The organism is Paenibacillus sp. MB22_1, assembly GCF_047200555.1.
In the GTDB taxonomy this organism is placed as follows: Bacteria; Bacillota; Bacilli; order Paenibacillales; family Paenibacillaceae; genus Fontibacillus; species Fontibacillus phoenicis.
Window position 1 is genome coordinate 161,937 of the sequence record NZ_JBLADV010000001.1, and the last position, 25,280, is coordinate 187,216.

Annotated in this window: 21 protein-coding genes and 1 pseudogene; 19 read left to right on the forward strand and 3 right to left on the reverse strand. The window is 53.1% G+C overall.

Features of this window, described 5'->3' with window-relative positions:
* Positions 1-229: 229 nt before the first annotated feature.
* Positions 230-601: pseudogene (locus ACL02P_RS00780) on the reverse strand (HNH endonuclease); the annotation flags it as partial.
* 534 nt (positions 602-1,135) lie between these two features.
* Positions 1,136-1,438 carry a CD3324 family protein gene (locus tag ACL02P_RS00785; protein WP_009224396.1) on the reverse strand — a complete coding sequence of 101 codons (303 nt, stop codon included), beginning with the start codon at positions 1,436-1,438 and terminating at the stop codon, positions 1,136-1,138.
* A 455-nt stretch (positions 1,439-1,893) separates the two neighbouring features.
* On the opposite strand from ACL02P_RS00785, the gene ACL02P_RS00790 reads away from it, so the two are divergent.
* Complete coding sequence (locus ACL02P_RS00790; protein ID WP_036644720.1) at positions 1,894-3,207, forward strand: replication-associated recombination protein A; 1,314 nt, start codon at positions 1,894-1,896, stop codon at positions 3,205-3,207.
* Positions 3,208-3,325: 118 nt separating this feature from the next.
* Here ACL02P_RS00790 and mnmA read toward each other — a convergent pair whose 3' ends face one another.
* The gene (mnmA, locus tag ACL02P_RS00795; RefSeq protein ID WP_036624271.1) at positions 3,326-4,459 is read right to left on the reverse strand and encodes a tRNA 2-thiouridine(34) synthase MnmA; all 1,134 of its coding nucleotides are present in this window, start codon (positions 4,457-4,459) and stop codon (positions 3,326-3,328) included.
* A gap of 241 nt (positions 4,460-4,700) precedes the next feature.
* On the opposite strand from mnmA, the gene cymR reads away from it, so the two are divergent.
* From cymR to ACL02P_RS00885, 18 genes are all read left to right on the forward strand, one after another.
* Positions 4,701-5,120: a cysteine metabolism transcriptional regulator CymR gene (cymR, locus tag ACL02P_RS00800; RefSeq protein ID WP_016311180.1), complete on the forward strand. Its 420-nt coding sequence runs from the start codon at positions 4,701-4,703 to the stop codon at positions 5,118-5,120.
* Between the two features lie 124 nt (positions 5,121-5,244).
* A complete protein-coding gene (locus tag ACL02P_RS00805) occupies positions 5,245-6,396 on the forward strand; it encodes a cysteine desulfurase family protein (protein ID WP_412836623.1) in 1,152 nt (383 codons plus the stop codon).
* Between the two features lie 97 nt (positions 6,397-6,493).
* Positions 6,494-6,997, forward strand: a complete 504-nt coding sequence (locus tag ACL02P_RS00810; RefSeq protein ID WP_009224391.1) for a PRC-barrel domain-containing protein — start codon at positions 6,494-6,496, stop codon at positions 6,995-6,997.
* Positions 6,998-7,030: 33 nt separating this feature from the next.
* Positions 7,031-7,240 (forward strand): hypothetical protein, encoded by a 210-nt coding sequence (locus tag ACL02P_RS00815; protein ID WP_412837296.1) that lies wholly within the window; start codon positions 7,031-7,033, stop codon positions 7,238-7,240.
* Between the two features lie 244 nt (positions 7,241-7,484).
* A complete protein-coding gene (locus tag ACL02P_RS00820) occupies positions 7,485-8,924 on the forward strand; it encodes a PTS mannitol transporter subunit IICB (RefSeq protein WP_009224389.1) in 1,440 nt (479 codons plus the stop codon).
* 79 nt (positions 8,925-9,003) lie between these two features.
* The gene (locus ACL02P_RS00825) at positions 9,004-11,127 is read left to right on the forward strand and encodes a BglG family transcription antiterminator (protein ID WP_009224388.1); all 2,124 of its coding nucleotides are present in this window, start codon (positions 9,004-9,006) and stop codon (positions 11,125-11,127) included.
* A gap of 43 nt (positions 11,128-11,170) precedes the next feature.
* Positions 11,171-11,608 (forward strand): PTS sugar transporter subunit IIA, encoded by a 438-nt coding sequence (locus ACL02P_RS00830; protein WP_009224387.1) that lies wholly within the window; start codon positions 11,171-11,173, stop codon positions 11,606-11,608.
* Positions 11,605-12,759, forward strand: a complete 1,155-nt coding sequence (locus ACL02P_RS00835) for a mannitol-1-phosphate 5-dehydrogenase (RefSeq protein WP_260070224.1) — start codon at positions 11,605-11,607, stop codon at positions 12,757-12,759. Before ACL02P_RS00830 ends, ACL02P_RS00835 begins: the two co-directional genes overlap by 4 nt.
* 669 nt (positions 12,760-13,428) lie before the next feature.
* Entirely contained in the window at positions 13,429-14,622 is a 1,194-nt protein-coding gene (locus tag ACL02P_RS00840) for an AI-2E family transporter (protein ID WP_412836624.1), read from the forward strand.
* A gap of 396 nt (positions 14,623-15,018) precedes the next feature.
* Entirely contained in the window at positions 15,019-17,643 is a 2,625-nt protein-coding gene (gene alaS, locus ACL02P_RS00845; protein WP_412836625.1) for an alanine--tRNA ligase, read from the forward strand.
* 134 nt (positions 17,644-17,777) lie between these two features.
* Positions 17,778-18,038 carry an IreB family regulatory phosphoprotein gene (locus tag ACL02P_RS00850; protein WP_016311191.1) on the forward strand — a complete coding sequence of 87 codons (261 nt, stop codon included), beginning with the start codon at positions 17,778-17,780 and terminating at the stop codon, positions 18,036-18,038.
* Positions 18,039-18,097: 59 nt separating this feature from the next.
* Positions 18,098-18,514, forward strand: coding sequence for a Holliday junction resolvase RuvX (gene ruvX, locus ACL02P_RS00855; RefSeq protein ID WP_009224381.1), 417 nt, complete (start codon positions 18,098-18,100; stop codon positions 18,512-18,514).
* Positions 18,515-18,526: 12 nt separating this feature from the next.
* The gene (locus tag ACL02P_RS00860) at positions 18,527-18,844 is read left to right on the forward strand and encodes a DUF1292 domain-containing protein (RefSeq protein ID WP_009224380.1); all 318 of its coding nucleotides are present in this window, start codon (positions 18,527-18,529) and stop codon (positions 18,842-18,844) included.
* The gene (locus ACL02P_RS00865) at positions 18,837-19,136 is read left to right on the forward strand and encodes a DUF1292 domain-containing protein (protein ID WP_036644712.1); all 300 of its coding nucleotides are present in this window, start codon (positions 18,837-18,839) and stop codon (positions 19,134-19,136) included. Before ACL02P_RS00860 ends, ACL02P_RS00865 begins: the two co-directional genes overlap by 8 nt.
* Before the next feature lie 86 nt (positions 19,137-19,222).
* Complete coding sequence (mltG, locus tag ACL02P_RS00870; protein WP_036644815.1) at positions 19,223-20,278, forward strand: endolytic transglycosylase MltG; 1,056 nt, start codon at positions 19,223-19,225, stop codon at positions 20,276-20,278.
* A 64-nt stretch (positions 20,279-20,342) separates the two neighbouring features.
* Positions 20,343-21,278 carry a peptidase U32 family protein gene (locus ACL02P_RS00875; protein WP_412836626.1) on the forward strand — a complete coding sequence of 312 codons (936 nt, stop codon included), beginning with the start codon at positions 20,343-20,345 and terminating at the stop codon, positions 21,276-21,278.
* Between the two features lie 84 nt (positions 21,279-21,362).
* Complete coding sequence (locus ACL02P_RS00880; protein WP_412836627.1) at positions 21,363-22,697, forward strand: peptidase U32 family protein; 1,335 nt, start codon at positions 21,363-21,365, stop codon at positions 22,695-22,697.
* A gap of 239 nt (positions 22,698-22,936) precedes the next feature.
* Positions 22,937-25,111: a methyl-accepting chemotaxis protein gene (locus ACL02P_RS00885; RefSeq protein WP_412836628.1), complete on the forward strand. Its 2,175-nt coding sequence runs from the start codon at positions 22,937-22,939 to the stop codon at positions 25,109-25,111.
* The last annotated feature ends 169 nt before the right edge of the window (positions 25,112-25,280 follow it).

The window sequence follows — 25,280 nt, forward strand, 5'->3', positions numbered from 1 at the left end:
AATTGTATTCGGTTTTTCGCATAGATTCTGGGCAAACACCTTCAGTAGGCGCGAATGTATATGAAATTTCATATACATTTAGCCAAAATCGCTCAAAGCCGCCCAAATGTATTCGGTTTTTCATATAGAATCACATAACGTGGTCTCTTCAATGTACGGATTGCGGATACATGTGGTGGTTTATAAGCTTATCGCTTCTTCCCTATGGAACATAAAACGTGTACTTTGATCATACGTCGTCCTGCATGAACTCGTCCAGCCACCGATCGGCTTTGCTCTGGTTGCAGAGATTGCAGGCGCAGACGCAGTTTACCGGGGTCGTGTGACCGCCCTTGGCTCTTGGCAGCAGGTGGTCGATCGTATCGCCGTACTCCCCGCAGAAGAAGCAGGTGTAATCATCCCGCGTCAAAATATAATGGCGGAACGCTTTGTTCGTGTACAAACGCCGGATGGTGAAGGGGTTCACGACGACGGCCATATGCTCGCGCACGAGTGTGACCGCCAGATCATAGTCGATCTCCTGTTGCCAGCGCCGACCTTTGTCGGTACGCCCGCGCAGGCGGATCATGCCGTTGCGGTTCGGTCGCAGGGTCCGGACGTCGGGACCCTCGACCTTCGGCGGCGGGGCGGGCAGCGCCCGCTTGATCCGCCGCTTGGGCGGCGCGGCTTCACCGCCGTGCCGCCCCGCGGCGGCAGCCGGCGCCGCCGCATTAACGGCGCTTGCGCCGTCCTGAACGGCCGCGATCTGTGCCGCGGCCTTTTTGCTGCGGCGCTTGCGCTTGCGTTTGCGCGCCGCCTTGGCCGTGCCTGCGGCGCCGGCCTCCGCGCCCGGCAGCTGCGGCAAGCGCCACGGCGCGAGCCTTTGCCGGAGCGCTTGCCGGTGCGGCGCAGGAATTCGCCCAGCGGTTTGGCTTCGCCGCAATAGGCGCATATTTTTATCGCTTTCGCGGAAGTGGAGACGTGCTCAGGTTGCTGCTGCTGAGTCAAGGGGGTCACCTCAGTTTGGAATAGGCTGTAAGTAGGATCTGACTCCATTATACCTGATTCGATATAAATTAAGCCAAGACCGGCCGGTCTTGGCTTATGGTTTATGATAATGGATGTGATTTTGTAATGGGATGTTCCCAGGTTGCCGTTACTCGGACACGGTTGCGGGTTGTCTTAGGCTGCGCATTTTGGTTAAGATTTTGCGGATGCTTTCATCGGAGAGGTGAAATCTTTCGGCTAAATCCCGTACCTTGCTCCCGGCGCGGTACAAGCGAAAAATCTCTTCGTTTCGCTTGGCGATGGTGAGGCGGGAACCGCTCAGTTCTCCCCATAACGCCCTTGACCGTTCCGGCTTGGGAATGTATAGCAGCTCGCCCTGAATATAAGTTTGGAGCTCCTTCAGCAGCCTAGGGGGAAGAACATCCTTTCCATTTTTGTAATTCACGATCATGTACCTCCTTATTTCGTGCTCCGTCCTTGATTGCTGTTACGATATAAGTCAACATGCTCGCTTCCCCCTTTCAATTTAGTATTGGTAGCCGCTTCATCCAACCTTCTCGGTGTAGAGCAAACGACTTTTGACTTTAAATAAAGACAAAATTTGGTTTTAACTGGATCTATCTTAACACAGGTATCGTCAAACATAAATAAGGGAGGCTGTTCCCAGCCCCCCGTTTTATTGTGGTGCCGCTTACGCGACAGCCACCTCACTCACTGAAATCACTTCGATCAGCCCCCTTTCCCGTGATTCGTCGGCCCGACATCTATATTAACTCATATTTTCTGCCGCAGGAAAAGCGAAAGAACAACTATAAGTGTTTTTTACGTAAGGTATGCTAGAATAAATTTGGTATCATTCCATGTATCCTGTTTATCATGCTAACGATCAAGGAAGTGACTTTGAAGGTGGATTTGTTTTCTTTCAATCAAGAGCAAAGCCCGGCGGGGCGGTTGCTGGCCGACCGGATGCGGCCGACCTCGCTGGATGAATATATCGGACAAGAGCATATCGTCGGCCCGGGCAAGCTGTTACGGCGGGCGATTGAAGCGGACCAGGTCTCCTCGATTTTACTGTACGGCCCTCCCGGCTGCGGCAAAACGACACTCGCCCACATTATCTCCCATCATACGAAGGCGGAGTTCGTCCGGCTAAACGCGGTGGATGCGTCGGTGAAGGATGTGCGCGAGGTAATTGAAAAAGCGCAGAACGACAAAGCTTTTTACGGCACGAAAACGATTCTGTTCCTGGACGAGGTCCATCGATTTAACAGCTCCAGACAAGATGCTTTACTGCCGGCGGTGGAAAAAGGTACGATCATCTTCATCGGTGCGACGACGGAAAATCCGTTCCACTACGTTAACGGCGCTCTTATGAGCCGTTCCACGCTGTTCCAGCTGGAGCCGCTGACGAAGGAGCACTCGCTGATCGCGATGCGGCGGGCTTTGGCCGACCAAGAGAAGGGGCTTGGCTTTATGCCGCTACAGGTTGACGAAGAGGCGCTGCTGCACATCGCTGCGATGGCGAACGGCGACATTCGGCGCGCGCTGAATGCCCTGGAGCTGGCGGCGATGACTACGCCCCCGCAACCGGACGGGACGGTGCACATCACGCTCGAAGTGGCGGAGGAATCGATCCGCCGGCCGCTCGTCAAAGCGGACGAGTCCACGCAATACGACGTGCTGTCGGCGTTTCATAAATCGATTCGCGGCTCCAGCGATGCGGCGGTGTTTTGGTTCCTGTACGCCGTAGAGAAGCTGGGGATGGATCCGATGACGTTTATCCGCCGGCTGATCGCCGCCAGCAGCGAGGATATTGGCCTGGCCAACCCGCAGGCGATGGTGCAGGCGGTCAGCGCCTTGGAGGCTTACCGTAACAATGGCTGGCCAGAAGCGCGGCTGAACATTGTCCAGGCGATCCTGTTTGCGGTCGAAAGTCCAAAATCCAACGCGGTCGTAGAAGCGATCGGGAACGCCATGGCAGCGATTGAAGAGGTCAAATCCGCCGAAGTGCCGCTTCATTTGCGCGACACTCATTACAAGGGAGCGGCAAAGCTCGGGCATGAAGGCTACAAATATCCGCATGATTATCCCGGGCATTACGTACAGCAGGAGTACCTGCCCAAGCGATTGTCCGGTCGGACGTTCTACCATGCCACGGAGCAAGGGAATGAGGCGAAGATCAAGCATAACCAGGAGCTGCGGCGCAGAAGCGGAAGGTAGAAGGGAAAGTGCGAGGCGAGGGAAGGCAAGAGGATCGCAAGCCAAGTCGCAATAGCCCGGTTATGCATAAAAAAAGGGAGCCCCACGTCATTCACCGACGCGGGGCTCCTCTTTATTGTTAGGCTTGTACAGCCGAAATCTCGGTCCGCAGCTTCACCGGGGCTTCGATCGTGCCGCCGCCGAGGCATTCTTCGCCTTGGTAGAACACGACCGCTTGGCCTGGGGTGATCGCCTTTTGCGGTTCATCAAATGCGACATGCACCGTGCCGTCTGGTTGCTTCGTCAGCGTCACACCTTGATCGGGCTGACGATACCGGAATTTCGCCGTGCACTTGTACGGCCCCTCCGGCATTTTGTCTGCGCCAGCGATCCAGTTAACGCCGGAAGCAATCAGCGACGTCGAGTACAAGCTTGGGTGCTTGTCACCTTGCACAACATACAAAATGTTGCGCTCCAGATCCTTATCAGCCACGAACCAAGGTTCGCCGGTACCGGAGCCGCCGATACCCAAGCCTTGACGTTGACCCAGCGTATAGTACATCAGGCCATCGTGACGGCCCTTAACCTCACCGGTGACGATGTCGATCATATCGCCGGATTGGGCAGGCAAGTAGTTGCTCAGAAACTCTTTGAAATTCCGTTCGCCGATAAAGCAGACGCCGGTGCTGTCCTTCTTCTTCGCGGTATAGAGGCCGGCTTCTTCGGCGATCCGCCGTACCTCCGGCTTCGGCAGGTGGCCGATCGGGAACATCGCTTTAGACAATTGGTCCTGATTCAGGGCGTTGAGGAAATACGTTTGATCCTTATTGCTGTCCACGCCGCGCAGCAGCTTGAACGTCCCGTTCTCTTCCACGACCCGGGCATAGTGCCCGGTCGCTACGTAATCTGCGCCGAGGTCCAGCGCTTTGTTCAAAAATTCGCCAAACTTGATCTCCCGGTTACACATCACATCCGGGTTAGGAGTCCGGCCCCGCTTATATTCTTCGAGGAAGTAGGCAAATACTTTATCGTAATATTGCTTCTCGAAGTTCACGGTATAGTAAGGGATATCGATCTGCTCGCAGACGCGGCGAACGTCTTCAGCATCCGCTTCCGCGGTGCAGTAACCGAACTCGTCGGTATCGTCCCAGTTCTTCATAAATATGCCGATGACGTCATAGCCCTGCTGCTTCAGCAGAAGTGCCGTCACCGAGGAATCGACGCCGCCAGACATGCCGACGACGACGCGGGTTTCGCTGTTAGGCTTAGCCATCAAGATCACTCCTTTGAGCGGCGAGTCGCTCGTCGTTTATTTTACCACAATTGTCGCTTTATTTCCCAAAACACATATGATATGTTACGATAAGCACAGGGTAAAGATAGGAATAGGGAGGAATCCCCGGATTTGGGCGCGTATGTCGCAGAAGAACGCGGCGAATGGCCTGATACTGTTCTTTTAAGGATCAAGGATCAATTATATAAAGTTTATTTGAAAATTGAAAGAGGTGCCTTCTTTGAAGATTTCGACAAAAGGACGCTACGGATTGACGATTATGATGGAGCTGGCCGCTAAATACGGCGAAGGGCCAACTTCTCTGAAAAGCATCGCCGAGAAAAACCAATTATCCGAGCATTATCTGGAGCAATTAATCGCGCCGCTGCGTAACGCAGGTCTGGTGAAGAGCGTACGCGGTGCTTACGGTGGTTATATTCTATCCAAAGAAGCTAGTGAAATTACGGCGGGAGACATCATTCGCGTATTGGAAGGGCCGATTTCTCCGGTGGATTTCACCGAGGAAGACGATCCGGCCAAACGCGATTTGTGGCTGCGTATCCGCGACAGCATCGCTGAAGTGCTGGATTCGACAACGCTGGAGAATCTGGTGAACTTCGAGGAACAAGGAACCAAAGAAAATTACATGTTCTACATTTAATTTGTAAACCGACTTGCCATCAACAATGAGATAAGATACAATCAACGAACAATTCGGTAACCGTCCCGACTCCGGGGCGGTCATTTACGTTTTATCAAAAAAGTTCTGGGACAAGGTGAGAGCCATGAAGCACATTTACATAGATCATGCCGCTTCCACGCCGATCCATCCGGAGGTTGCGGAAACGATGCTGCAGGTGATGCGAGAGCAATTTGGCAACGCCTCCAGCGTTCATTATTACGGTCGAGAGGCCAAACGCTTGGTGAACGGGGCGCGAGATACAGTTGCTAAGCACATCGGCTGCCGTCCGGATGAGCTGGTGTTTACGGGCGGCGGAACGGAGAGCGATAACTTGGCGTTGTTTGGCACGGCGTACGCCCGGAAAGCGGAAGGACGCCATATCATTACGACCTCGATCGAGCATCATGCGGTACTTCACTCCTGCGAGCGCTTGGAGAAGGACGGGTTTGAGGTGACCTATTTGCCTGTGGATCGTTATGGACAGGTGCATCCGGAGCAAGTGCGGGAGGCCATCCGGCCCGATACGATCTTGATCAGCGTGATGTATGGCAATAACGAGGTGGGAACGATTCAGCCGATTGCTGAAATCGGCGCGATCGCGAGGGAGCGGGGGATCGTTTTTCATGTGGATGCCGTGCAGGCGTTGGGCGCGTTGTCGATCTCCTGCCGGGATTTGCCGGTCGACTTGATGAGCTTCTCTTCGCATAAAATCAACGGTCCCCAAGGCGTCGGGGCTTTGTATGTACGTAAGGATCTGGTGCTGGAGCCGATTCAACACGGCGGGCTGCAGGAGCGCAAGCGCCGCGCTGGCACGGAAAATATGGCCGGCATCGCCGGCTTTGCCAAGGCCGTGGAATTGGCTGCGGCGGAGCGGGAGACGCGCGTCGCTCACGATGAGCAGCTGATCCGGGAGCTGCTGTCCGCACTGGAACAGCGGATCGCCCGGGAGGCTTTCCATGTCAACGGCCATCCGACGAATCGGCTGCCGCATATCATCAACATCAGCTTCCCAGAGGTGGATTCGGAGACGATGCTGATGAATTTGGATATGGAGGGCATCGCTGCCTCCAGCGGCTCCGCATGCACCTCGGGGTCTCTGGAGCCGTCCCATGTGCTGGAAGCGATGCATCTTCCGGAAAGTTTTTTGCGTTCTGCGATTCGATTTAGCGTCGGAATGGGTAATACTAGGGAAGAAATTTACGAAATCACCGAAAAAATTGGAACCATCCTGGAACGTCTCCGTAGAAAAAAATAATGGGCATATTTTTGGGCTCAAATCGGCTTTTGCGGAGGGGAGGTTAGTTTTTTCGGTATTAGTATGAGATGCCCAAACAGGGAGTGTCCATTTCAACATGAGAATGCAAGAAATGATCGGTCTGACCGTCTATGATGTGGAGCGTGGCAAGAAGGTCGGGAAAGTCGTTGACCTCCTCCTGGACCACAATTGGTCGATCGTCGGCATCCAACTGGAGAATCGATTGTTTTGGAATTCCAGCGTCAAGGCCGTGCGATGGGAGGATATCGTGGCTTACGGTGAAGATGCCGTGATGATCTGCAATCAACAGGCTGTCCGCAAGTGGGAAGCCGAGAATATACAGAATACCTTCTTAACGGGAAATGGAAAATTAAAAGAACTGCCTGTCCTGACTGAAGACGGAATACGTCTAGGCCATGTAACGGATGTTTATTTTGAACACGAATTGGGAAATACAATTACTGGAATTGAAATTAGCGACGGGTTTTTCACCGATCTGATGGAAGGGCGCAAGCTGCTGCCATTTATGCCGGAAATGACCCGAGGGGAAAACGCGATCATGGTGCCCCTGGGCAGCGAACAGCTGCTTGAAAAGCCGTGAATTTTTTGTGGATGGATAGGTGATGGTTCTATGATAAAATGTCCAAATTGCAATTCCAAGGATATTGGGAAGATCGGCTCCCACCAGTTCTACTGCTGGGGTTGCTTTATCGAATTGACGGTAAACGGCGATAAAATGTCCGTATATCAAGTAGAAGAAGATGGAACGCTCAGCTCTCTGGATGATCTGTTCTTCGGCGAGGAAATGGTGCAGGACTTCCCGCAAATGTACGCTTCCTCGTAACAATATATTGCTGCTATGCTGTGAAGATGCACAAGCTGTCCCCTTTTTTATATCGAAGGGGGCGGCTTTTTTTTGTTTAGGCAGGAATCACTCTTCAAATGTTGACAACAATAATCATGACGAAACCGTGTTTTGATTTGATTGAGTTAGAAAGCGCTTTGAATTAGGATGAGGGTAGAAACACGGTAAGCTAACAAGCAAGACTGTTGATGATCCGTGCATCTTTATAAGGGGGTTACTCTTTATGGCTATAGCACAAACCAAACAGCCGTCTGCAGGAACCGGCGGAGCCCGGGTAAAGGTTCAGCAGTTCGGTCGTGCGCTCAGCGGTATGGTGATGCCGAATATCGGCGCGTTTATCGCATGGGGGCTCATTACCGCATTATTCATCCCGACCGGATGGATTCCGAACGAGTATCTCGGCAAACTGGTCGATCCAATGATCAAATATTTGCTGCCGCTCCTCATCGGCTACACCGGTGGGCAAATGGTTCACGGGAAACGGGGTGCGGTAACGGCAGCCATTGTGACGATGGGGGTTATCATCGGCAGCGACATCCCGATGTTTCTCGGCGCGATGATCGTTGGTCCATTGTCCGCTTGGGTCATTAAGCAGTTCGACAAATTGGTCGAGGGAAAAATTAAATCCGGCTTTGAAATGCTGGTGAACAACTTCTCGATCGGGATTCTGGGCGGTCTCATGGCATTGGGATCATACTCCGGCATTGGACCGGTTGTAACCGCGATCAGCAAAGCGTTGTCTTCGGGCGTTGACTTCCTGGTGGACGCGAAATTGCTGCCTCTGGTCAACCTTATTATTGAACCGGGGAAAGTATTGTTCCTGAACAATGCAATCAACCACGGCGTAATTACGCCAATCGCTGCGGAAGAAGCACTTCGGGTTGGCAAATCGATGCTGTTTATGCTCGAATCGAACCCAGGCCCAGGTCTGGGGATCCTGCTGGCTTACTGGATCTTCGGTCGCGGCATGGCGAAACAATCGGCTCCAGGCGCGGTTGTGATTCACTTCCTGGGCGGGATTCACGAGATTTACTTCCCGTACATTTTGATGAAACCGATTCTGGTGCTGGCTGCAATGGCTGGCGGCGTTGCCGGTACGTTTACGTTCCAATTGACCGGTGCAGGTCTTGTAGGTTCTCCTTCTCCGGGTAGTATTTTTGCTTACTTCCTGATGACGCCAAAAGGCGGATACGTCCCAATGTTAAGCGGGGTCATTGTTGCGGCAGTCGTTTCGTTCCTTGTTGCGTCGCTGCTGCTCAAAACGGGTAAACAAACGGATGAAGAAATGGACTTGGAAGAAGCTTCGGCGAAAGTGAAAGAAATGAAAGCTGCAGGTACGAAGAACACGGCGGCAGCCCCTGCTGCTGCAGGCGGCGTGAAGAAACAAACGGTGAACAAAATCGTGTTCGCTTGCGACGCTGGTATGGGTTCCAGTGCGATGGGTGCATCCGTTCTGAGGAAGAAAATGCAGGACGCCGGCGTGAAGGTGACGGTCGTGAACTCGGCAGTCAGCGAAATTCCAAGCGACGCCGACATCGTCATTACGCAAAAAACGCTGACGGATCGCGCGATCGCCAACAAACCGGACGCCGAGCATATCTCCATTGATAATTTCCTGAAGAGTCCCAAATACGATGAACTGGTTGAGCGTTTGAAAGGCTAAGCAACGCCAGTTACGATGCGGGGGCAGAACACTGGCGATTTTCGCCGGTGTTTTGCGTCTATATTAGGAGAGACTTGATATGCGGAAAATGACCGCACGACAAAAGCAAATCCTCGTTCTCCTCCTCGGACGCAAGCACGGGATGACCGCTGCGGAAATCGCAGCGGAGATCAACGTCAGCGTCAGAACGGTTCACCGGGAACTGGACGAGATTGAAAAAATATTAGCCTATTTCGGCTTAGTCCTGCACCGTAAATCCGGTACCGGAATCTCTGTCTGGAGCAATGCCGAAGGCAGCGAGGAGGGCGAGAAGCTGCAAGAGGCCAAACGATTGCTGCTGGTCGATAAGCCCAGCGACTATTCCGTCGAGGAGCGGCATCTCTTACTGATCTGCCGTTTGCTTGAGGAGCAGGAGCCGTGTAAGCTATTTACGCTGGCCCATGGCCTAAAGGTGACGGTAGCGACCATCAGCAGCGATTTGGACGAGGTGGAGCCCTGGTTCAGCCGCTTTGGGCTGGAACTGGTTCGCCGCCGCGGCTACGGCGTCGAGTTGCTTGGCGAGGAACAGCAGAAACGCGCGGCGTTATGCCAACTGGCGGCTGAGCATTTGGATTACTCCGACTTGATTGGAGGCTCGCCGGAAAACCAAGTCTCCTCCGCCACGGCCAGACTGCTCGAGGTCGTTGGGACGGATAACCTGATGACGGTAGAAAACACGCTATGGGCGATGAATTGGAGCTGGACGGAGCATTTGTCCGAAAATGCCTACACGCAGCTGCTCATTCGTCTCTCCGTTTCAGTGAATCGGATCAAGGCAGGAAGGCTGGTTAGTTGCGCAGGCAAGAACCGCAAGCTACCTCCCGTCGGGGGCGGAGAGCAGGATGAGGCAGAAACGGCCCGATTCGCTTCTCGTTTGGCTGAGAAGCTCGAGCTGACATTCCCGCCGGAGGAAATCGCTTATATGAACGGCTTGTTCAGCCGGGCCAAAGAAGCTTCACCCGAGCTCGTCCAAGCGGATATGGAGCTGGTCGATACGGTGTATCGGCTGACCGAGAACGTCGTTAAGCGTACCGGAATTCCTTTCCAGGAGGATCGACTGCTCCGAAGCGGTCTGCTAGAGCATATGGGCCCGGCTTTCAAACGCATCCGCGAAGGCTCCCGCATCCGCAACCCGTTGTTGGGCGCCATTCGTAAAGACTACGATGAATTGTTTGGCATCGTACGTGAGGCGATGAACGAAAGTGTGGCCGGCTTAGAAATCCCGGACGAAGAGATCGGCTTCCTGGTGATGCATTTCGGAGCCTCCATGGAGCGTCTGAACCAGCTTGGCCTCAGCGTACGGGCGATTCTGGTCTGCTCGAGCGGGCTAAGCTCCTCCAAGCTGCTGGCCACGCGGCTTGCCAAAGAAATGCCGCAAATCGAAGTGCTGGGCAATGTCTCGTGGTACGAGGCGAAGCGGCTTCCCGAATCCGATTACGACTTAATCATCTCGACGATTGATTTGCCTCTTCCAGAGGATCGTTACGTGAAGCTAAGTCCGTTGTTAACGGACGAGGACACCGAGCGGCTGCTCGAGTACGTCCAGCGTACGGTATTAAAATCGCGGAAGATGACACCTGAGCCGGAATCCACAAAAACAAGGGCTTTTGACAAGGTACGGTCGCTGTCGGTGTCTCTGAACGAGGTTGTCAGCCTGCTGGAGCAATTCGACGTGCGTGTGCTAAATAACAGGGGATTTTCACTGCGGGAGACAGTTACGGTGGCGCTGGAGGAAATGAACCGGTTATTCGTCCCGCCGTCCGGTTCCGCAAGCTTTGGGCCGGAGGAGTGGCAGACGAAGCACACTGTATCCGATGTGCAGGCTGTAACCGACCGTTTGCTGGAACGGGAGAAAATGGCCAGTCAGGTGATTCCGGGGACTTCGCTGGCGCTGTTCCATACACGAACCCGGTTCGTGAATTACCGTTCGCTGGCGTTGTTCCGGCTGGAAGAACCCGTGGTGTTGGACGGGGGAACAGAAGTTAGTGCGCTGCTATTTATGCTCGCGCCGCGGGAGCTGTCGCGCGAGAGCTTGGAAGTGCTGAGCGAAATCAGCGCCTTGCTGCTGAAGCCGGAGCTGGTGGAGCTGCTGGAAACCGGAGAACGTCAGGAGATCCGAAATTTTTTGGCGACCGAGCTGTTGGTTTATTTTGAGAATTTGTAAACAAAAGAGAAGATAGGATAACGTGGAAAGGGAGAGAACAATCATGAAATTATTGTCTAAAGAGAAAATTATATTAAATGGAAAAGCGAGCGATAAATATGAAGCGATCCGCCTCGCCGGAAAGCTGCTGGTTGACGCGGGTCATGTGACGGAAGAATACGTGGACAAAATGATCGAGCGTGAAGAGATCGTCTCCACCTATATGGGCGGAGGTTTGGCGATCCCGCACGGGACGAAAGAAGCCAAAGGCATGATTTTCTCGACCGGACTGTCAGTTGTCCGCTTCCCTGAAGGCGTTGATTTCGGCGGGGATGAGCCGGCCTTTATCGTGATTGGCATCGCCGCGGCCGGCGGGGATCACATGGAAGTACTGACCAATGTCGCTATGGTGTTCACGGACGAATCCAATTTGGAACGAATTATGAATGCCACAACGGAAGAAGAAATTGCGGAGATCCTTGAAGGGGGCATGGAAGGATGAAGGCGGTCCATTTTGGTGCAGGCAATATCGGCAGAGGATTTATCGGTTTGCTGTTGTCCCGTTCCGGTTACGAAGTATGCTTTGTCGATGTGAACGAGAAGCTCGTTTCGGAGTTGGCACGGCGTAAGGAATACCCTGTTACCCTGGCGAGCGATCAGCAGGAGACGGTCATCGTAAAAGGCGTGACGGCGATTAACAGTATGAGTGATCCCGCTGCTGCTGCCCAGGCGATTGCTGAGGCCGATTTGGTCACGACGGCGGTTGGTGTGACCATCCTGAAGCATATCGCCGGTACGATCGCCCAAGGGCTGGTGTTGCGGAAAAACGAAGCTGCGGCTTCCCCGCTGCATATCATTGCCTGCGAGAACGCGATCGGCGGCAGCTCCCAGCTCAAGGAGCATGTCTATGCCCAGTTGGATGAAGCCACACGGCAGTGGGCGGACCGTCATGTAGCGTTTCCCGATGCGGCGGTCGACCGGATCGTTCCGTTGCAACAGCATGAGGACCCGCTGCAGGTTGTGGTGGAACCTTTTTATGAATGGGCGGTTGACCAATCGCAAATGTTTGACGGCTTCCATCGGGTCGAAGGCGTTCACTATGTTGACCGGTTGGAGCCTTATATCGAACGCAAGCTGTTTACCGTAAATACCGGCCATTGCTCGGCCGCTTATATGGGATATCTGCAGGGCCATGCCACGATTCAGGAAGCGATGAATGATCAAAAAGTCGCCCAGCATGTGCGCGCCGTCCTCTCGGAGACCGGGGCGGTGCTTGTGGCGAAACATGGATTTTCGCCAGCCGAGCATCAGGCGTATATCGATACGATTCTGGAGCGCTTCGCCAATCCGGCGCTGACGGACGAGGTTTCGCGGGTCGGCCGTTCACCGATCCGCAAGCTGTCCGCCGGCGATCGGCTGGTCTCCCCGGCAACGCAGGCGTATGAACGGGAGTTTGGATACGGCTACCTGGCGCTGACGATGGCGATGGCGCTCTGTTTCGATGTTCCGGACGACCCGGAAGCCGCGGAGCTGCAGGCGTCGCTGCGAGAAGTTGGCGCTTCGCAGACCTTGGCCAAATACACCGGCCTCGACGCCGAGCACCCGATCCATCAAGCGGTGCTGGCGCATTATGAGGAGTTGAAGAGCCGCTAAGCGGTGGCAAGCAGGGGAAGAGCTTATTCAGGGCATGTGAATAACGACCTCGGGCCGCTCTTGTCCGCCGTTTGTCACGGATGAGATGAGAGGCTTGAAGCTCTTCTCCGGCTCGCTTCAGCAGCCCGGATGCATCGGTAACACCAGATGTATCCGGGCTTTTTGGTTGTGGATGTCCGTGGGGGGTCTAACGGACCCAGGAGACCTTATTCGCTTCTGGATCCGGTAGTCGGGAATCTAACGGACTGAGAAGACCTTATTCAACTGGAGTTGCCCCTGTTAGCTGCATTTCGAGCTGATTAAGGGCCACTGGGTCCGTTACATCGGGAAATGGACGGGAAATGACCTAATAGCGTCTCTCAGGTCCGTTACGAGCAAGCGGCTCCACGCAATCCTTACTTACATGCCCGGACAATCATGCCTTGCAGATTGCCGGGCCACAGCTACACCCCCCGGCGGCGAAGAACCGGGGATTGGTGGGAGCGATGAAGAAGAGCACCAAAGGCCAGAGGGGGAAATGATTCTGGAGAAACTAAACTTCAACTCTTTTCAAGCTCTCGTACCCCACATCCCCGCCTCTTCGCCGCCCCCTCTCATAAATTTACCTTCCCAGACAAATACTGATCTATACGAGTAATTCGCTGTGAAGTAGGGAGGGGCGTAGCATCGATGGGACCCAATGAACAGAAGGAGCAAGCGCACAAGCAGCAGAAGGAGCAAGCGCACAAGCAGCAGAAGGAGCAAGCGCAAAAGGAACCGAAAAAGCAAGAAGAGCGGGAAGAGCAGAAGCAACCGCTGGTACCGATCACCCAAAGCAAGCTGTTCCAATATGGCGTTTGGCTGTTGTTGGGGCTGGTGATCCTGTTTTTTGTGTGGCAGCTGCGGCCGATGTTTGCGCTCGTCTACCGATTTTTGAAGGCCGTTTTCGCTCCGTTTGTCATCGCCATCATTATTTCTTATGTCTTAAATCCGATCGTTCGGATGCTTGGCGGGCGGAGGGTGCCGCGGACGATGGCCGTGCTGCTGATCTATGCGGTGTTTCTGACCGGCTTGTGCGTGGTGCTCATGAACGTGATTCCGATGTTCGTCGAACAGCTGGAGGAGCTGGGCGAGCATTTGCCGGAGCTTACCCTTCACACCCAGCAAATGATGAATCGTTGGGACAACGGTATTTTGCCGGGGAGCATCCGCATGGGGATGAACAACTGGTTTTATCAATTTGAAAACCGCTTGGCAAGCGCTATCTCCGGCTTCCTGGACAATATCGGAACAACGATCGGCGTCGTGTTTAATGCGTTTATTATCCCGTTCCTGATCTTCTACATGCTGAAGGACATCGAGCTGATCGAGCGGCTGATCCTGCAGTACTTGCCGCGCTCGCGGCGCAAGTCGATCATCACGCTGCTGAAGGAAATCGATATGGCTCTGGGTAACTATGTCCGGGGGCAACTGCTGGTGTGCGTCATTATCGGTGTGCTCGCCTATATCGGCTATATGTTAATCGGTATGCCGTTTGCGCTGCTGCTGGCGGGAGTGGTTGCTCTGTGCAACATCATCCCTTACCTGGGCCCATTTCTCGGGGCTGCCCCGGCCTTGGTTATGGCGACAACGATTTCTTGGAAAATGGTGCTGCTGGTCCTGCTCGTCAACATGCTGTGCCAAACGATCGAAAGTAACGTCATTTCCCCGCAGGTGGTTGGACGTAGCTTACATATGCACCCGATGCTGATCATTTTGGCGCTTCTCATTGGCGGGGAGTTGGCGGGGGTGCCCGGGTTGATTTTGGCGGTGCCGTTTTTTGCCGTGGTGAAGGTAGTTATTCAGCATTTCTATGCCTACTACGTTCGCCGCAAAGCGATGTAACGCAAGGTGGACAAGCTGCATTGACACGGCGTTCCTCGCCTTATATACTTAAAATGTTATGTGAAAATTTTCAAAGCGTTGATGAAATCAAGTACGTTCGGCAAGCGGATTTGCCAGAGAAGGGTTCCGCTGCAGGCGGCGTCCCGCAAGGGGGGCCGAGGCGGTGGCTGAGAGAACCTGAAATCTCGCGCGGACGGAAAGCTAATTTCGGAGTGTGGGCTACAAATTCACCGGCAGGTCCCCGTTATCGGACCGACGAGGCGATCGCTTTAGAACGCCGGCGGACAACCCGTCCAGCCGCATCGGAAGCGATAACCAGGGTGGTACCGCGATGCAATCGTCCCTGATTTTCAGGGGCGTTTTTATTTTTAGAGGAACATTTAGGAGGTCAAGACGATGAAAGCAAGTGAAATCCGTTCCAAATGGCTGGAGTTCTTTGCCAGCAAAGGCCATAAAATCGAACCCAGCGCTTCACTCGTCCCGCATAACGATCCTTCGCTCTTGTGGATTAATGCAGGGATGGCGCCGCTGAAGCCTTATTTCGACGGGCGGATAAAGCCGGAAAATCCGCGCCTCGCCAACTCGCAAAAATGTATTCGCACGAATGATATCGAAAACGTCGGGAAGACGCGCCGGCACCATACGTTTTTTGAGATGCTGGGCAATTTCTCGATCGGGGACTATTTTAAAGAAGAAGCGATTACTTGGGCTTGGGAATTCCTGACGGACAAGAAATGGATCGGTTTTGATCCGGATCGCCTGTCGGTCACCGTATATCCTGAGGATGAAGAAGCGTTTAAGCTGTGGAATGAAAAAATCGGGATCCCTGCAGATCGCATCATTAAGCTGGAGGATAACTTCTGGGATATCGGTGAAGGGCCTTGCGGACCTTGTACGGAAATTTTCTACGACCGCGGCGAAGCTTACGGCGATCTATCTGATCCGGAATGTTACCCGGGCGGGGAAAATGAACGGTTCCTTGAAGTGTGGAATCTGGTGTTCTCGCAATTCAACCACAACAAGGATGGCAGCTATACGCCGCTTCCGAATAAAAACATCGATACCGGGGCCGGCCTCGAGCGGTTTGCGTCGATTTTGCAGGACGTGAACTCCAACTTCGACACCGACCTGTTCCAACCGATTATCCAAAAAACGGCAAGCCTGGCTGGGGTAACTTACGGCGCTGCTGAGGACAGTGACGTCGCACTTAAGGTTATCGCCGACCATATCCGTACGGTGACCTTTGCGGTAGCTGACGGCGTCCTGCCGTCGAACGAAGGCCGCGGCTATGTCATTCGCCGCCTGCTGCGCCGTGCGGTACGTTATGGCAAGCTGATCGGATTGGACAAACCGTTTATGTTCAGCTTGGTAGAGACGGTTGGCGACATTATGGGCACCTATTATCCGGATGTTGTTATTAAACGCGAGTTTATTGAGAAAGTCATCCGCACCGAAGAGGAACGCTTCCATGAAACGTTGAGCGACGGCTTGGCTATTCTGGCCGATATCAGTGCTGAAGCGAAAGCGCAAGGCCGCACGCAGATCAGCGGGGACGATGCGTTTAAGCTGTACGACACCTACGGCTTCCCGCTGGATTTGACTGAGGATTTCGCAGCGGAGCATGGTCTTAGCGTCGATCGCGAAGGCTTTGAAGCAGCGATGGAAGAACAACGTGAACGCGCCCGGGCAGCCCGTCACGAAAGCGGCAGCATGAAGGTGCAGGGCGGCGTTTTGGCGGATTTTACGACTAAAACCGAATTCGTTGGATATAATGAGCTTGAAGTTACCACCAGCATTGTAGCTATTGTGGTCGACGACGCTTTCGTGGATACGCTTGGTGAGGGCCAATCGGGTCAAGTGATTCTGGCTTCCACGCCGTTCTATGCGGAAAGCGGCGGTCAGGTCAGCGACCAGGGGACGATTCACAGCGACTCCGCTAGCGCAACCGTGGAAGGCTTGTTTAAAGCCCCTCATGGGCAGCATGTCCATCAAGTCACGGTGAAGACCGGCGAACTGCGGGTTGGTGCCGAAGTTACCGCTTCCGTGGATCGGGAACAACGCAGCCATACGGTGAAGAACCATACGGCAACCCATCTGCTGCATAAAGCGTTGAAGGAGACGCTTGGCGAACACGTGAACCAGGCCGGCTCCCTCGTTGAACCGCAGCGCTTGCGCTTCGACTTCTCCCACCTCGGCAGCATCTCGCCGGAGGAACTGGCGGAAATCGAACGCCGCGTCAACGAACAGATTTGGAATGCCTTGCCTGTAACGACCTCGCTGAAGCCAATTGATGAAGCGAAAGCGATGGGGGCAATGGCGCTGTTCGGTGAGAAGTACGGGGACATCGTCCGCGTCGTCAAGGTTGGCGACTACAGCTTGGAGCTTTGCGGCGGCTGCCACGTGAACAACTCGGCTGAGATCGGCCTGTTCAAAATCGTCAGCGAAAGCGGCATCGGTTCCGGGGTACGCCGGATCGAAGCGGTGACTGGACGCGGCGCATATCTGTTTATGGATGGACAGCTGGACCTGCTGAAGCAAGCGGCTGGCCTGTTGAAAGCCAACGTAAACGATGTGCCGAAGCGGGTTGAGGGATTGTTCCAGCAGCTTAAGGAATTGAGCCGTGAGAACGAATCGCTGCAAAGCAAGCTGAGCGTCATCGAAGCCGGCGAATTGACGAGCCAAGTGGTGAGCGTTGGCCAAACCAAGCTTTTGGCTGCACGCGTGCAAGCCGGCAGTATGGATGCGCTGCGCACGCTGGCTGACGAGCTGAAGGTGAAATTGCCGGATGCCGTGCTGGTGTTGGGCGCGCCAAACGAAGACAAAGTAAATTTTGTCGTCGTTGTTCCGAAGGAAGAAGTGGCTCGCGGATTGCATGCCGGCAAGCTCGTCAAGGAAATTGCGGCGGTATGCGGCGGCGGAGGCGGCGGCCGTCCGGATATGGCTCAGGCCGGAGGCAAGGATGCCAGCAAGCTGGACGAAGCATTAAAAGTAGCAGCGGAGTGGATTGCTTCCCAAGCCTGAGAAGGTGGTGAAATTTGACGGGGCATATCACTGAAAATTTCCTTATGGAACCCATGATATGGTATAGTATGATTAGGCTAAGAGGAAAACAGCTGCGATCATAAAGGCGTATGTCGAAGAAGCGAGGTGTCATCATGGACTCCATGGATAAAACCGTCAAATTTAACGTCAAGGGCGATGAACTAGAAGCGTCGGCGCAGGAGATTCTTCTTACGGTTTACCAGGCTTTGCAGGAGAAGGAGTATAATCCGGTAAACCAGATCGTCGGATATCTGTTATCGGGGGATCCGGCCTATATACCGCGTCATAACAATGCGAGAAGTTTGGTTCGCAAGAAGGAACGCGACGAGCTGATCGAAGAGCTGGTGCGCTTTTACATGGCGAATCACCGTTGATGGCAGCGAACCTTCTCAAGAACGGATAAGCGGTGGATCCGCATTTAAAGGAGCAATACATGAAAATCATGGGCCTAGACTACGGGGACCGGCGGATCGGAGTGGCTGTGAGCGACAGCTTGGGTTGGACCGCCCAAGGGCTCGAAACCATCGAGCGCCGCAAGGAAGGCAGCGAATTTGAGCGCATCGCCGAGCTTGTGAAGCAGCACGAGGTGGAAGAGATCGTTGTGGGTTTGCCCAAGAATATGAACGGTACGATTGGTCCCCGTGGAGAAATATGCATGGCGTTTGCCGAGGATCTGCGGGCTAAGCTGAATCTGCCCGTGCATCTCTGGGATGAACGGCTGACCACCGTTTCTGCGCAGCGTACGCTGCTGGATGCGGATGTCAGCCGGAAGAAACGCAAAGGTGTCGTCGACAAGATGGCCGCCAGCTTGATTTTGCAAAATTATTTGGACTCTAAGAGTATAAAGTGAGGGTGATCGCGTATGTCTAAAGATCGTATCGGAAATGAAGAAGAACCGGAAATTATTTATATCCCCGATGAAGAGGGCAATGAAGAAGAGTTCGAAGTGATTATGAAATTCGAAGTCGACGGTTCGGACGCCAAGTATATGATGGTCGTTCCTTTGGATTCCGATGGGAATGAAGATGAAGAGAGCGAAGAGGTATACGCGTTCCGTTACGAGGAAGACGGCGATGACCTGAAGCTGTACACGATCGAAAGCGACGAAGAATGGGAAATCGTTGAGGAGACCTTTAATACGCTTATCGACGAGTTTGATGGAGAAGATGGCAATGACTGAATTTACAGCAGACCAAGCAGTAATGACGTCGCGGGTTCGCGACACATTTGGCCCAGTCGTGGAACTTGAAGACGAATCCGGCAATGTCTCCTATTATCAAGTCGTTGAGGAGTTTGACGTCGCCGGAGCGGCCTACGCGGTATTATTGCCGGAGGACGCGTCCAAGGATGAAGAGCCGGAGATTTTCAAGATCGTGACGAGCGGCGATAAGCTGGAACTGGTCACGATTGATGACGACGAGGAATGGGAGAACGTATCCGAGCTGTACGATGAATTGACCTTTCCGGAGTAACGGGAAGGCATTGCAAGAGCACGATAGATCAGTCCGGGAAGAGCGGGAGATTTCCGCTCTTTTTGGCTGTTAAGGGGGAAGGCGGTTTGAGGAAAGCGCTGAAATGGCTGGCTGTTCTGCTGCTGATCGTGATCATCGGAGCAGGGGCGGCCGGATTTTATGTGTACACAAGCATGCTCCCGGTTGAAGCGAAGGAACAGCCAGTCAAGATTACGATCGAACCGGGAACGGGAACGGCCGACATCGCAAAGTTGCTGGAAAACCAGGGACTAATTAAAAATTCCTTTTTGTTCGTTTCGTATTTAAAATGGAAGTCGGAAGGCAGCCGGTTTCAGGCCGGGGTCTATGAGATGCAGCCGGGCATGACGTATGACGAGATCATCGCCAAGCTGAACAGCGGCGACGTGGTTAAGGCCGAGATGATCCGGTTTACGATTCCCGAGGGCTTCACGGTCAAACAAATGGCTGACAAGCTGGCGGAGGAAGGCTTGGTTGATCAAGCCGCGTTCTTGCAGCTGGCGAAGGATGCAGCGGGTCTTCACGATGAGCTGTTATCGCAAATCCCGACGGACGAGCGGTTGACGTACCGGTTGGAAGGGTATTTGTTCCCGGAAACCTATGAGCTGAAAAAAGGCAGCAACGAGCAGGACATCATCGCTCGGATGCTGCAGGAAACCCGTACCCGGCTCGGTAAAATCCCCGATTTTGAACAAAAGCTGCAGGCTCGCGGCCTTACGTTAAGTGAGCTGATGACGATAGCTTCGCTGGTAGAGCGAGAAGTGGTTGTTGATGCTGAACGGCCATTGGTGGCCGGAGTCATCTATAATCGGCTAAAGGACGGCATGAAGCTGGAAATTGACGCCACGGTGCAGTATGTGCTGGATAAACCCAAGGAGCGCTTGCTCAATTCGGATTTACGAAGCGTGGACAGCCCCTACAATACCTATTTGTATGAAGGGCTGCCTCCGGGGCCGATCGCTGCGCCTAGCCTCAAATCGATCGAAGCGGCGCTTGAGCCGAAATCCTCGGACTATCTATTTTATGTGACGAAAAAAGACGGCAGCGGGGAGCACCTGTTCGCCAAGACTTACAAGGAGCACTTAAAGAACATCGAAACAAGCAAGGCGATGGCCAATCAATGAATAAGGTGGAAGTTCAAAATGTAGATAACGTTTTGAACAACCTTTTAAAGGTGGTAGTATCAACATGAGTAAAAAACCGGAATTGTTAGTTCCTGCCGGTTCGCTGGAAGAACTGAAGCGCTACTTTGCGGCAGGGGCTGACGCGGCGCTGGTTGGCGAAGCCCGCTACGGAATGCGTCTCCCTGGCGATATGACGCCCCAAGACATCGCTGAAGCGGTTCAGGTAGCGCGCCAGTACGGAGCTAAAATTTATGTTAGCCTGAACAACCTGATGACCAATGACATGCTGGAGGGTTTGCCCGAATATGTGAAGCAGTTGGCGGAGTGCGGCGTAGACGCCGTTGAATTCGGTGACCCGGCCGTGCTTCAAACGGTGCGCACGGTTGCGCCTCAGCTGAAGCTGCATTGGAACGCGGAGATGACCTCCACCAACTATGCCACGGCCAATTACTGGGGCACGAAGGGAGCTTCCCGAGTTGTGCTCGCTCGTGAGCTGAATATGGACGAGATCACTGCAATGCCTCCGAAGCTGAACATCGAAGCAGAGGTTCAGGTGCATGGAATGACCAATATTTATCACTCGAAGCGGCGCTTGGTGCACAGCTACATGGTGTCTCAAGGGCGGCCGGTTGATCCGGACAGCAACCTGGGGATGAGCCGTGGGCTGTTCCTGATCGAGGCCGAACGGCCGGACGAGAAGTTCCCGATCTTCGAGGATATCAACGGAACGCATATTATGAGTTCGGACGATATTTGTATCTTGGAGGATTTGCACCTGCTGATGGCGGCTGGCGTGGACAGCTTCAAAATCGAGACGCTGCTGAAGCCGGCATCCTATAACGAAGTGGTCATTGCTTCGTATCGCCAAGCCATCGAAGCTTATTTCCGCGATCCGGACGGCTATGAGCTCGATGAGAACTGGCTTGAGGCCATTCGCGAGATTCAAGATCCGGAGCGGGAGCTGACCTTCGGCTTCTTTTATAAGGAACAGGTCTATTAAGAGGAAGTTGGGTGCTGAAAAGCCGACTTTTTTGACCTATATTTTAAATTTAAAAACCCAAAAAATGATGAGAGGTGAACGAAGATGCAAACTGCGGAGAAGCATATCCCGAAATATACGGGAAAACGTTATCGGCTGGCGAAACCCGAGCTGCTTGCCCCGGCAGGCAATCTTGAGAAGCTGAAATTCGCTGTCCATTACGGCGCCGATGCCGTGTATATCGGGGGACAACAATACGGCCTTCGTTCCAATGCAGATAATTTCAGCTTTGAAGAAATGCGGGAAGGCGTGGAATTTGCCAAGAAGTACGGCGCCAAGGTGTTTGTCGCCACGAATATTTATGCCCATAATGAGGATCTGGAGGGCATCGAGGAGTATTTGCGTAATTTATACGAGGTAGGCATCGCTGCCATTATCGTCGCCGACCCGGTGATCATAGAGACCGCGAAGCGGGTCGTCCCCGAACTGGAGGTTCACCTGAGTACTCAGCAATCGACGGTGAACTGGCAAGCGGTACAATTCTGGAAAGACCAAGGCTTGCCGCGGGTCGTACTGGGACGGGAGACCAGCCTTGAGGAAATCGAGGAAATTAAACGTCATGTCGACATCGAGATCGAGGCGTTTATTCATGGCGCGATGTGCTCCTCGTACTCGGGACGCTGCGTGTTGTCCAACCATTTTACCGACCGTGACTCCAACCGTGGGGGTTGCTGCCAATCCTGCCGTTGGAAATACGACCTGTTCACGGACGCCCGTGCGGATGGCGAATGGATTTCTGAGGAAGAAGCCCGGGATAACCGAGTATTGGAAAAATTCCGTCTGGGCGTAACTCAGCTGCCGATGTTCGAGGAGAACGATCATGCCTTCACGATGGGATCGAAGGACTTGTGCATGATTGAGCATATTCCTGATCTCATTGACGTCGGGGTCGACAGTTTCAAAATTGAAGGACGGATGAAGTCCATCCACTATGTCGCGACCGTGGTGAATGTCTATCGCCAAGCGATTGATGCATATATGGCCGATCCGGACAATTACGTCTTGAAGCCGGAGTGGATCGAAGAAATCAACAAAGCGGCGAACCGGCCGCTGAATACCGGGTTCTTCTACGATACACCGGATCATGAGGATCATATTTATGAGCCGGAAGAGAAGGCAGCGCCTTACGATTTTGCCGGACTGGTGATGGCGTATGACGAAGCGACGGGCATGGCCACGATCCAGCAGCGGAACCATTTCAAACCGGGACAAGAAGTCGAATTCTTTGGTCCAAACGGGACGTTCTTTAAGCAGAAGGTCGGGACCATCTACGACGAAGAAGGCAATGAACTGGATGCCGCCCGCCATCCGTTGCAACGGATTAAAATGAAGGTGGACCACCCGGTATCCTACTTTGATATGATGCGTAAAAGAAAGTAATGAAAAAATCAATATGCTTTGGGGCCTGTTCGTTTCTAGGACGAAAGGCCCTTTTTTGTGACTTTTGTCAATATTATTTAAAATCCACCACATATGAAACCGATATTAAAGAGGAGAACGTCAGGAATTGTCGAATATTTTGAGTAACTGACGAGAAATGTGAGAAACCAACAGCATTATGTATGACCTCAAGCCTAAAAACTGGGGTCTGCAACTATTATGAGTGGTGGGTGATCAACATGAGTTTGGTTCCGAAGAACGAGGACCAAGAAACCAACAGCAAGAAGAAGGAAAAGAAACAAAAGGGAGAACGAAAATCCAAGGCGGTTCAGCCAGGAGGAAAAGCAGCGGCCAATACCAAAGCTGCACTGGCTAAATTGCTGGACAAGCTGCCGAAACAGTTCAACCCGGCGAAAGCAGTGGGTGTACGGCTGTTCTTGATCTTCTTTATCGCAATCATGTTCTTCGTCCTGACAATCGGGATTATGTCCTCCCAAATGGCGAAGGGAACCATTCAAGACAATGCAAAGCAAGCCAACCTGCAGACCATCGTTCAAACCTCGCAGAAGTTGGATATCGTGATGCAGAAGTATGAGGAAAATCTGCAGCAAATGTTCCTGGACGATGAGATGCAAAATGCCATTATGGATGCTTCACTCGCGAACATTTCGGATTATGACAAGTTTACGGCAACCAACAAAATGAGAACACGTCTGAATACGTTGACCTTCTCCACGAAGGGGGTTTCCGCCGTTTACATGTTGTCGGCTGACAACATTGTGGACGACGTCACTTCGGGCAGCGCCGATGTGACGTTCCTGGATACCGTACGCGAAGAAGCCTGGTTCAAAGATTTGGCCGGATCAACGAAAACGTTGTGGATGCAAGTGCCGTCGAAAGGCAAGGGGACGGAAGTCTTCCGCTTAGCTCGCTCGGTACAAAGCGTCAACAGCATGAAACGCTTTATTCTGATTGCCGATATCAACCTGGAAATCCTGGACGGCTATTTGAAAGAGGTTAAGCTGGGGAATAACTCCAAGCTGCAAATGGTAACTCAAGATAACGTCGTGGTAGGTTCATCTTTCGAAGGGGATCAAGGGAACCCAACCGAATTTGATATGACCAAAGCTACGGATGCTTCGGGTACATTCGTGACGAAGGATGCGAACGGCAACTCCGTCCTCGCTTCCTATAGCACCCAATCATCCGGTTGGAAATTAGTTGGTACCGTTGATACGGCAGAGCTGACGAAGAGTGCAAACCGTATTCTGATGTTTACGATCTTCTCCTTGATCGTAGTGGCCATCATTGCCGTTCTGATCGGGGTTTGGATGGTTCGGATGATCGCTTATCCGCTTGGCAAGCTGAGAAACCTGATGGAGGAAGGCTCCAAAGGGAATCTGAATGTGCGGATGAACATGAAATCGAAGGACGAAATTGGTCAGTTGGCGGTAAGCTTTAACGAGATGATGGAGAACATTACGGCCCTGGTGAAGCAAACGAACAACTCTGCACAGGATGTGTTGGATACCGCTGCTGAATTGACGCAAGCTTCTAACAAAACAGCGTTGTCTGCGAAAGAAATCGCCGTGGCGACAGAAGAAATTGCGAACGGCGCAACCAGCCTGGCGAACGAAGCGGAACGCGGTAACGAGCTGACCGAAAATATTTCCCGGCAAATGGAACTCGTTGTTCAATCGAACAAAGAGATGGAAATTTCGGCTCGTCAGGTGGAGAAGTCCAGTCAGCAAGGGACGCAGTACTTGAATGGATTGATGGAGAAAACCAATATGACGGTCGAAATGATCAACGCGCTGACCGCCAAGGTCGACTCGCTGAAAGCAAGTACCGGCTCCGTCATGAAAGTGCTGGATGTCATGCAGAACATTACGCAGCAAACGAACATCCTGTCGCTGAATGCAACGATCGAAGCAGCTCGCGCAGGGGCAGCCGGCCGCGGATTTATGGTCGTTGCCGACGAAATTCGCCAACTGGCCGATCAGTCGCGTCAGTCGATCACCATGGTCGGCGAAATCACAGATACGATTCAGAAAGAGATGAATGAAACGGTGAAGACCTTGTCCGAGGCGAGCCCAATCTTCCAAGAGCAAATCGCATCGGTACAGGAAACCAACCAAATTTTCGTATCGGTGCAGCAACAAATGGAAGGCTTCGTGCGTCACCTGGATTCCGTAACGGCTTCCATCGACCAGCTAAACGAATCGCAAGCGGTCTTGTCGGAAGCGATGAGCAACGTCAGTGCCGTCGCACAGCAATCGTCCGCCACGTCCGAAGAGGTTGCATCGCTCTCCAGCGAACAGCAAACGGTCGGCGATCAACTGGTACAGCTGTCAAACAAACTGGAGAATGTGTCGGCTGGCTTGAAAGAGTCGTTGTCGAAATTCACCGTATAGATAGCAGGCTTAAGCGACGGAAATCAAAGCTTGGCCCATCCCCGAGGGTTCCGGGGGCGGGGAGAAGCCCGGCTCATCTGCGATGCAGGTGCAGCCGGGCTTTTACTTTGCAGGGGATCAAGATAGCTTGGTGTTTGTTTAGCCCGACTTTTCCCAGGAAATAATGGGA

Bases quoted from the DNA above. Each gene is read 5' to 3' on its own strand.
- ACL02P_RS00785 (WP_009224396.1), bottom strand. From the start codon at position 1,438: ATGATCGTGAATTACAAAAATGGAAAGGATGTTCTTCCCCCTAGGCTG.
- mnmA (WP_036624271.1), bottom strand. From the start codon at position 4,459: ATGGCTAAGCCTAACAGCGAAACCCGCGTCGTCGTCGGCATGTCTGGC.
- ACL02P_RS00805 (WP_412836623.1), top strand. From the start codon at position 5,245: ATGAAGCACATTTACATAGATCATGCCGCTTCCACGCCGATCCATCCG.
- ACL02P_RS00810 (WP_009224391.1), top strand. From the start codon at position 6,494: ATGAGAATGCAAGAAATGATCGGTCTGACCGTCTATGATGTGGAGCGT.
- ACL02P_RS00820 (WP_009224389.1), top strand. From the start codon at position 7,485: ATGGCTATAGCACAAACCAAACAGCCGTCTGCAGGAACCGGCGGAGCC.
- ACL02P_RS00825 (WP_009224388.1), top strand. From the start codon at position 9,004: ATGCGGAAAATGACCGCACGACAAAAGCAAATCCTCGTTCTCCTCCTC.
- ACL02P_RS00830 (WP_009224387.1), top strand. From the start codon at position 11,171: ATGAAATTATTGTCTAAAGAGAAAATTATATTAAATGGAAAAGCGAGC.
- ACL02P_RS00835 (WP_260070224.1), top strand. From the start codon at position 11,605: ATGAAGGCGGTCCATTTTGGTGCAGGCAATATCGGCAGAGGATTTATC.
- ACL02P_RS00840 (WP_412836624.1), top strand. From the start codon at position 13,429: ATGGGACCCAATGAACAGAAGGAGCAAGCGCACAAGCAGCAGAAGGAG.
- alaS (WP_412836625.1), top strand. From the start codon at position 15,019: ATGAAAGCAAGTGAAATCCGTTCCAAATGGCTGGAGTTCTTTGCCAGC.
- ACL02P_RS00850 (WP_016311191.1), top strand. From the start codon at position 17,778: ATGGACTCCATGGATAAAACCGTCAAATTTAACGTCAAGGGCGATGAA.
- ruvX (WP_009224381.1), top strand. From the start codon at position 18,098: ATGAAAATCATGGGCCTAGACTACGGGGACCGGCGGATCGGAGTGGCT.
- ACL02P_RS00860 (WP_009224380.1), top strand. From the start codon at position 18,527: ATGTCTAAAGATCGTATCGGAAATGAAGAAGAACCGGAAATTATTTAT.
- ACL02P_RS00865 (WP_036644712.1), top strand. From the start codon at position 18,837: ATGACTGAATTTACAGCAGACCAAGCAGTAATGACGTCGCGGGTTCGC.
- ACL02P_RS00875 (WP_412836626.1), top strand. From the start codon at position 20,343: ATGAGTAAAAAACCGGAATTGTTAGTTCCTGCCGGTTCGCTGGAAGAA.
- ACL02P_RS00880 (WP_412836627.1), top strand. From the start codon at position 21,363: ATGCAAACTGCGGAGAAGCATATCCCGAAATATACGGGAAAACGTTAT.
- ACL02P_RS00885 (WP_412836628.1), top strand. From the start codon at position 22,937: ATGAGTTTGGTTCCGAAGAACGAGGACCAAGAAACCAACAGCAAGAAG.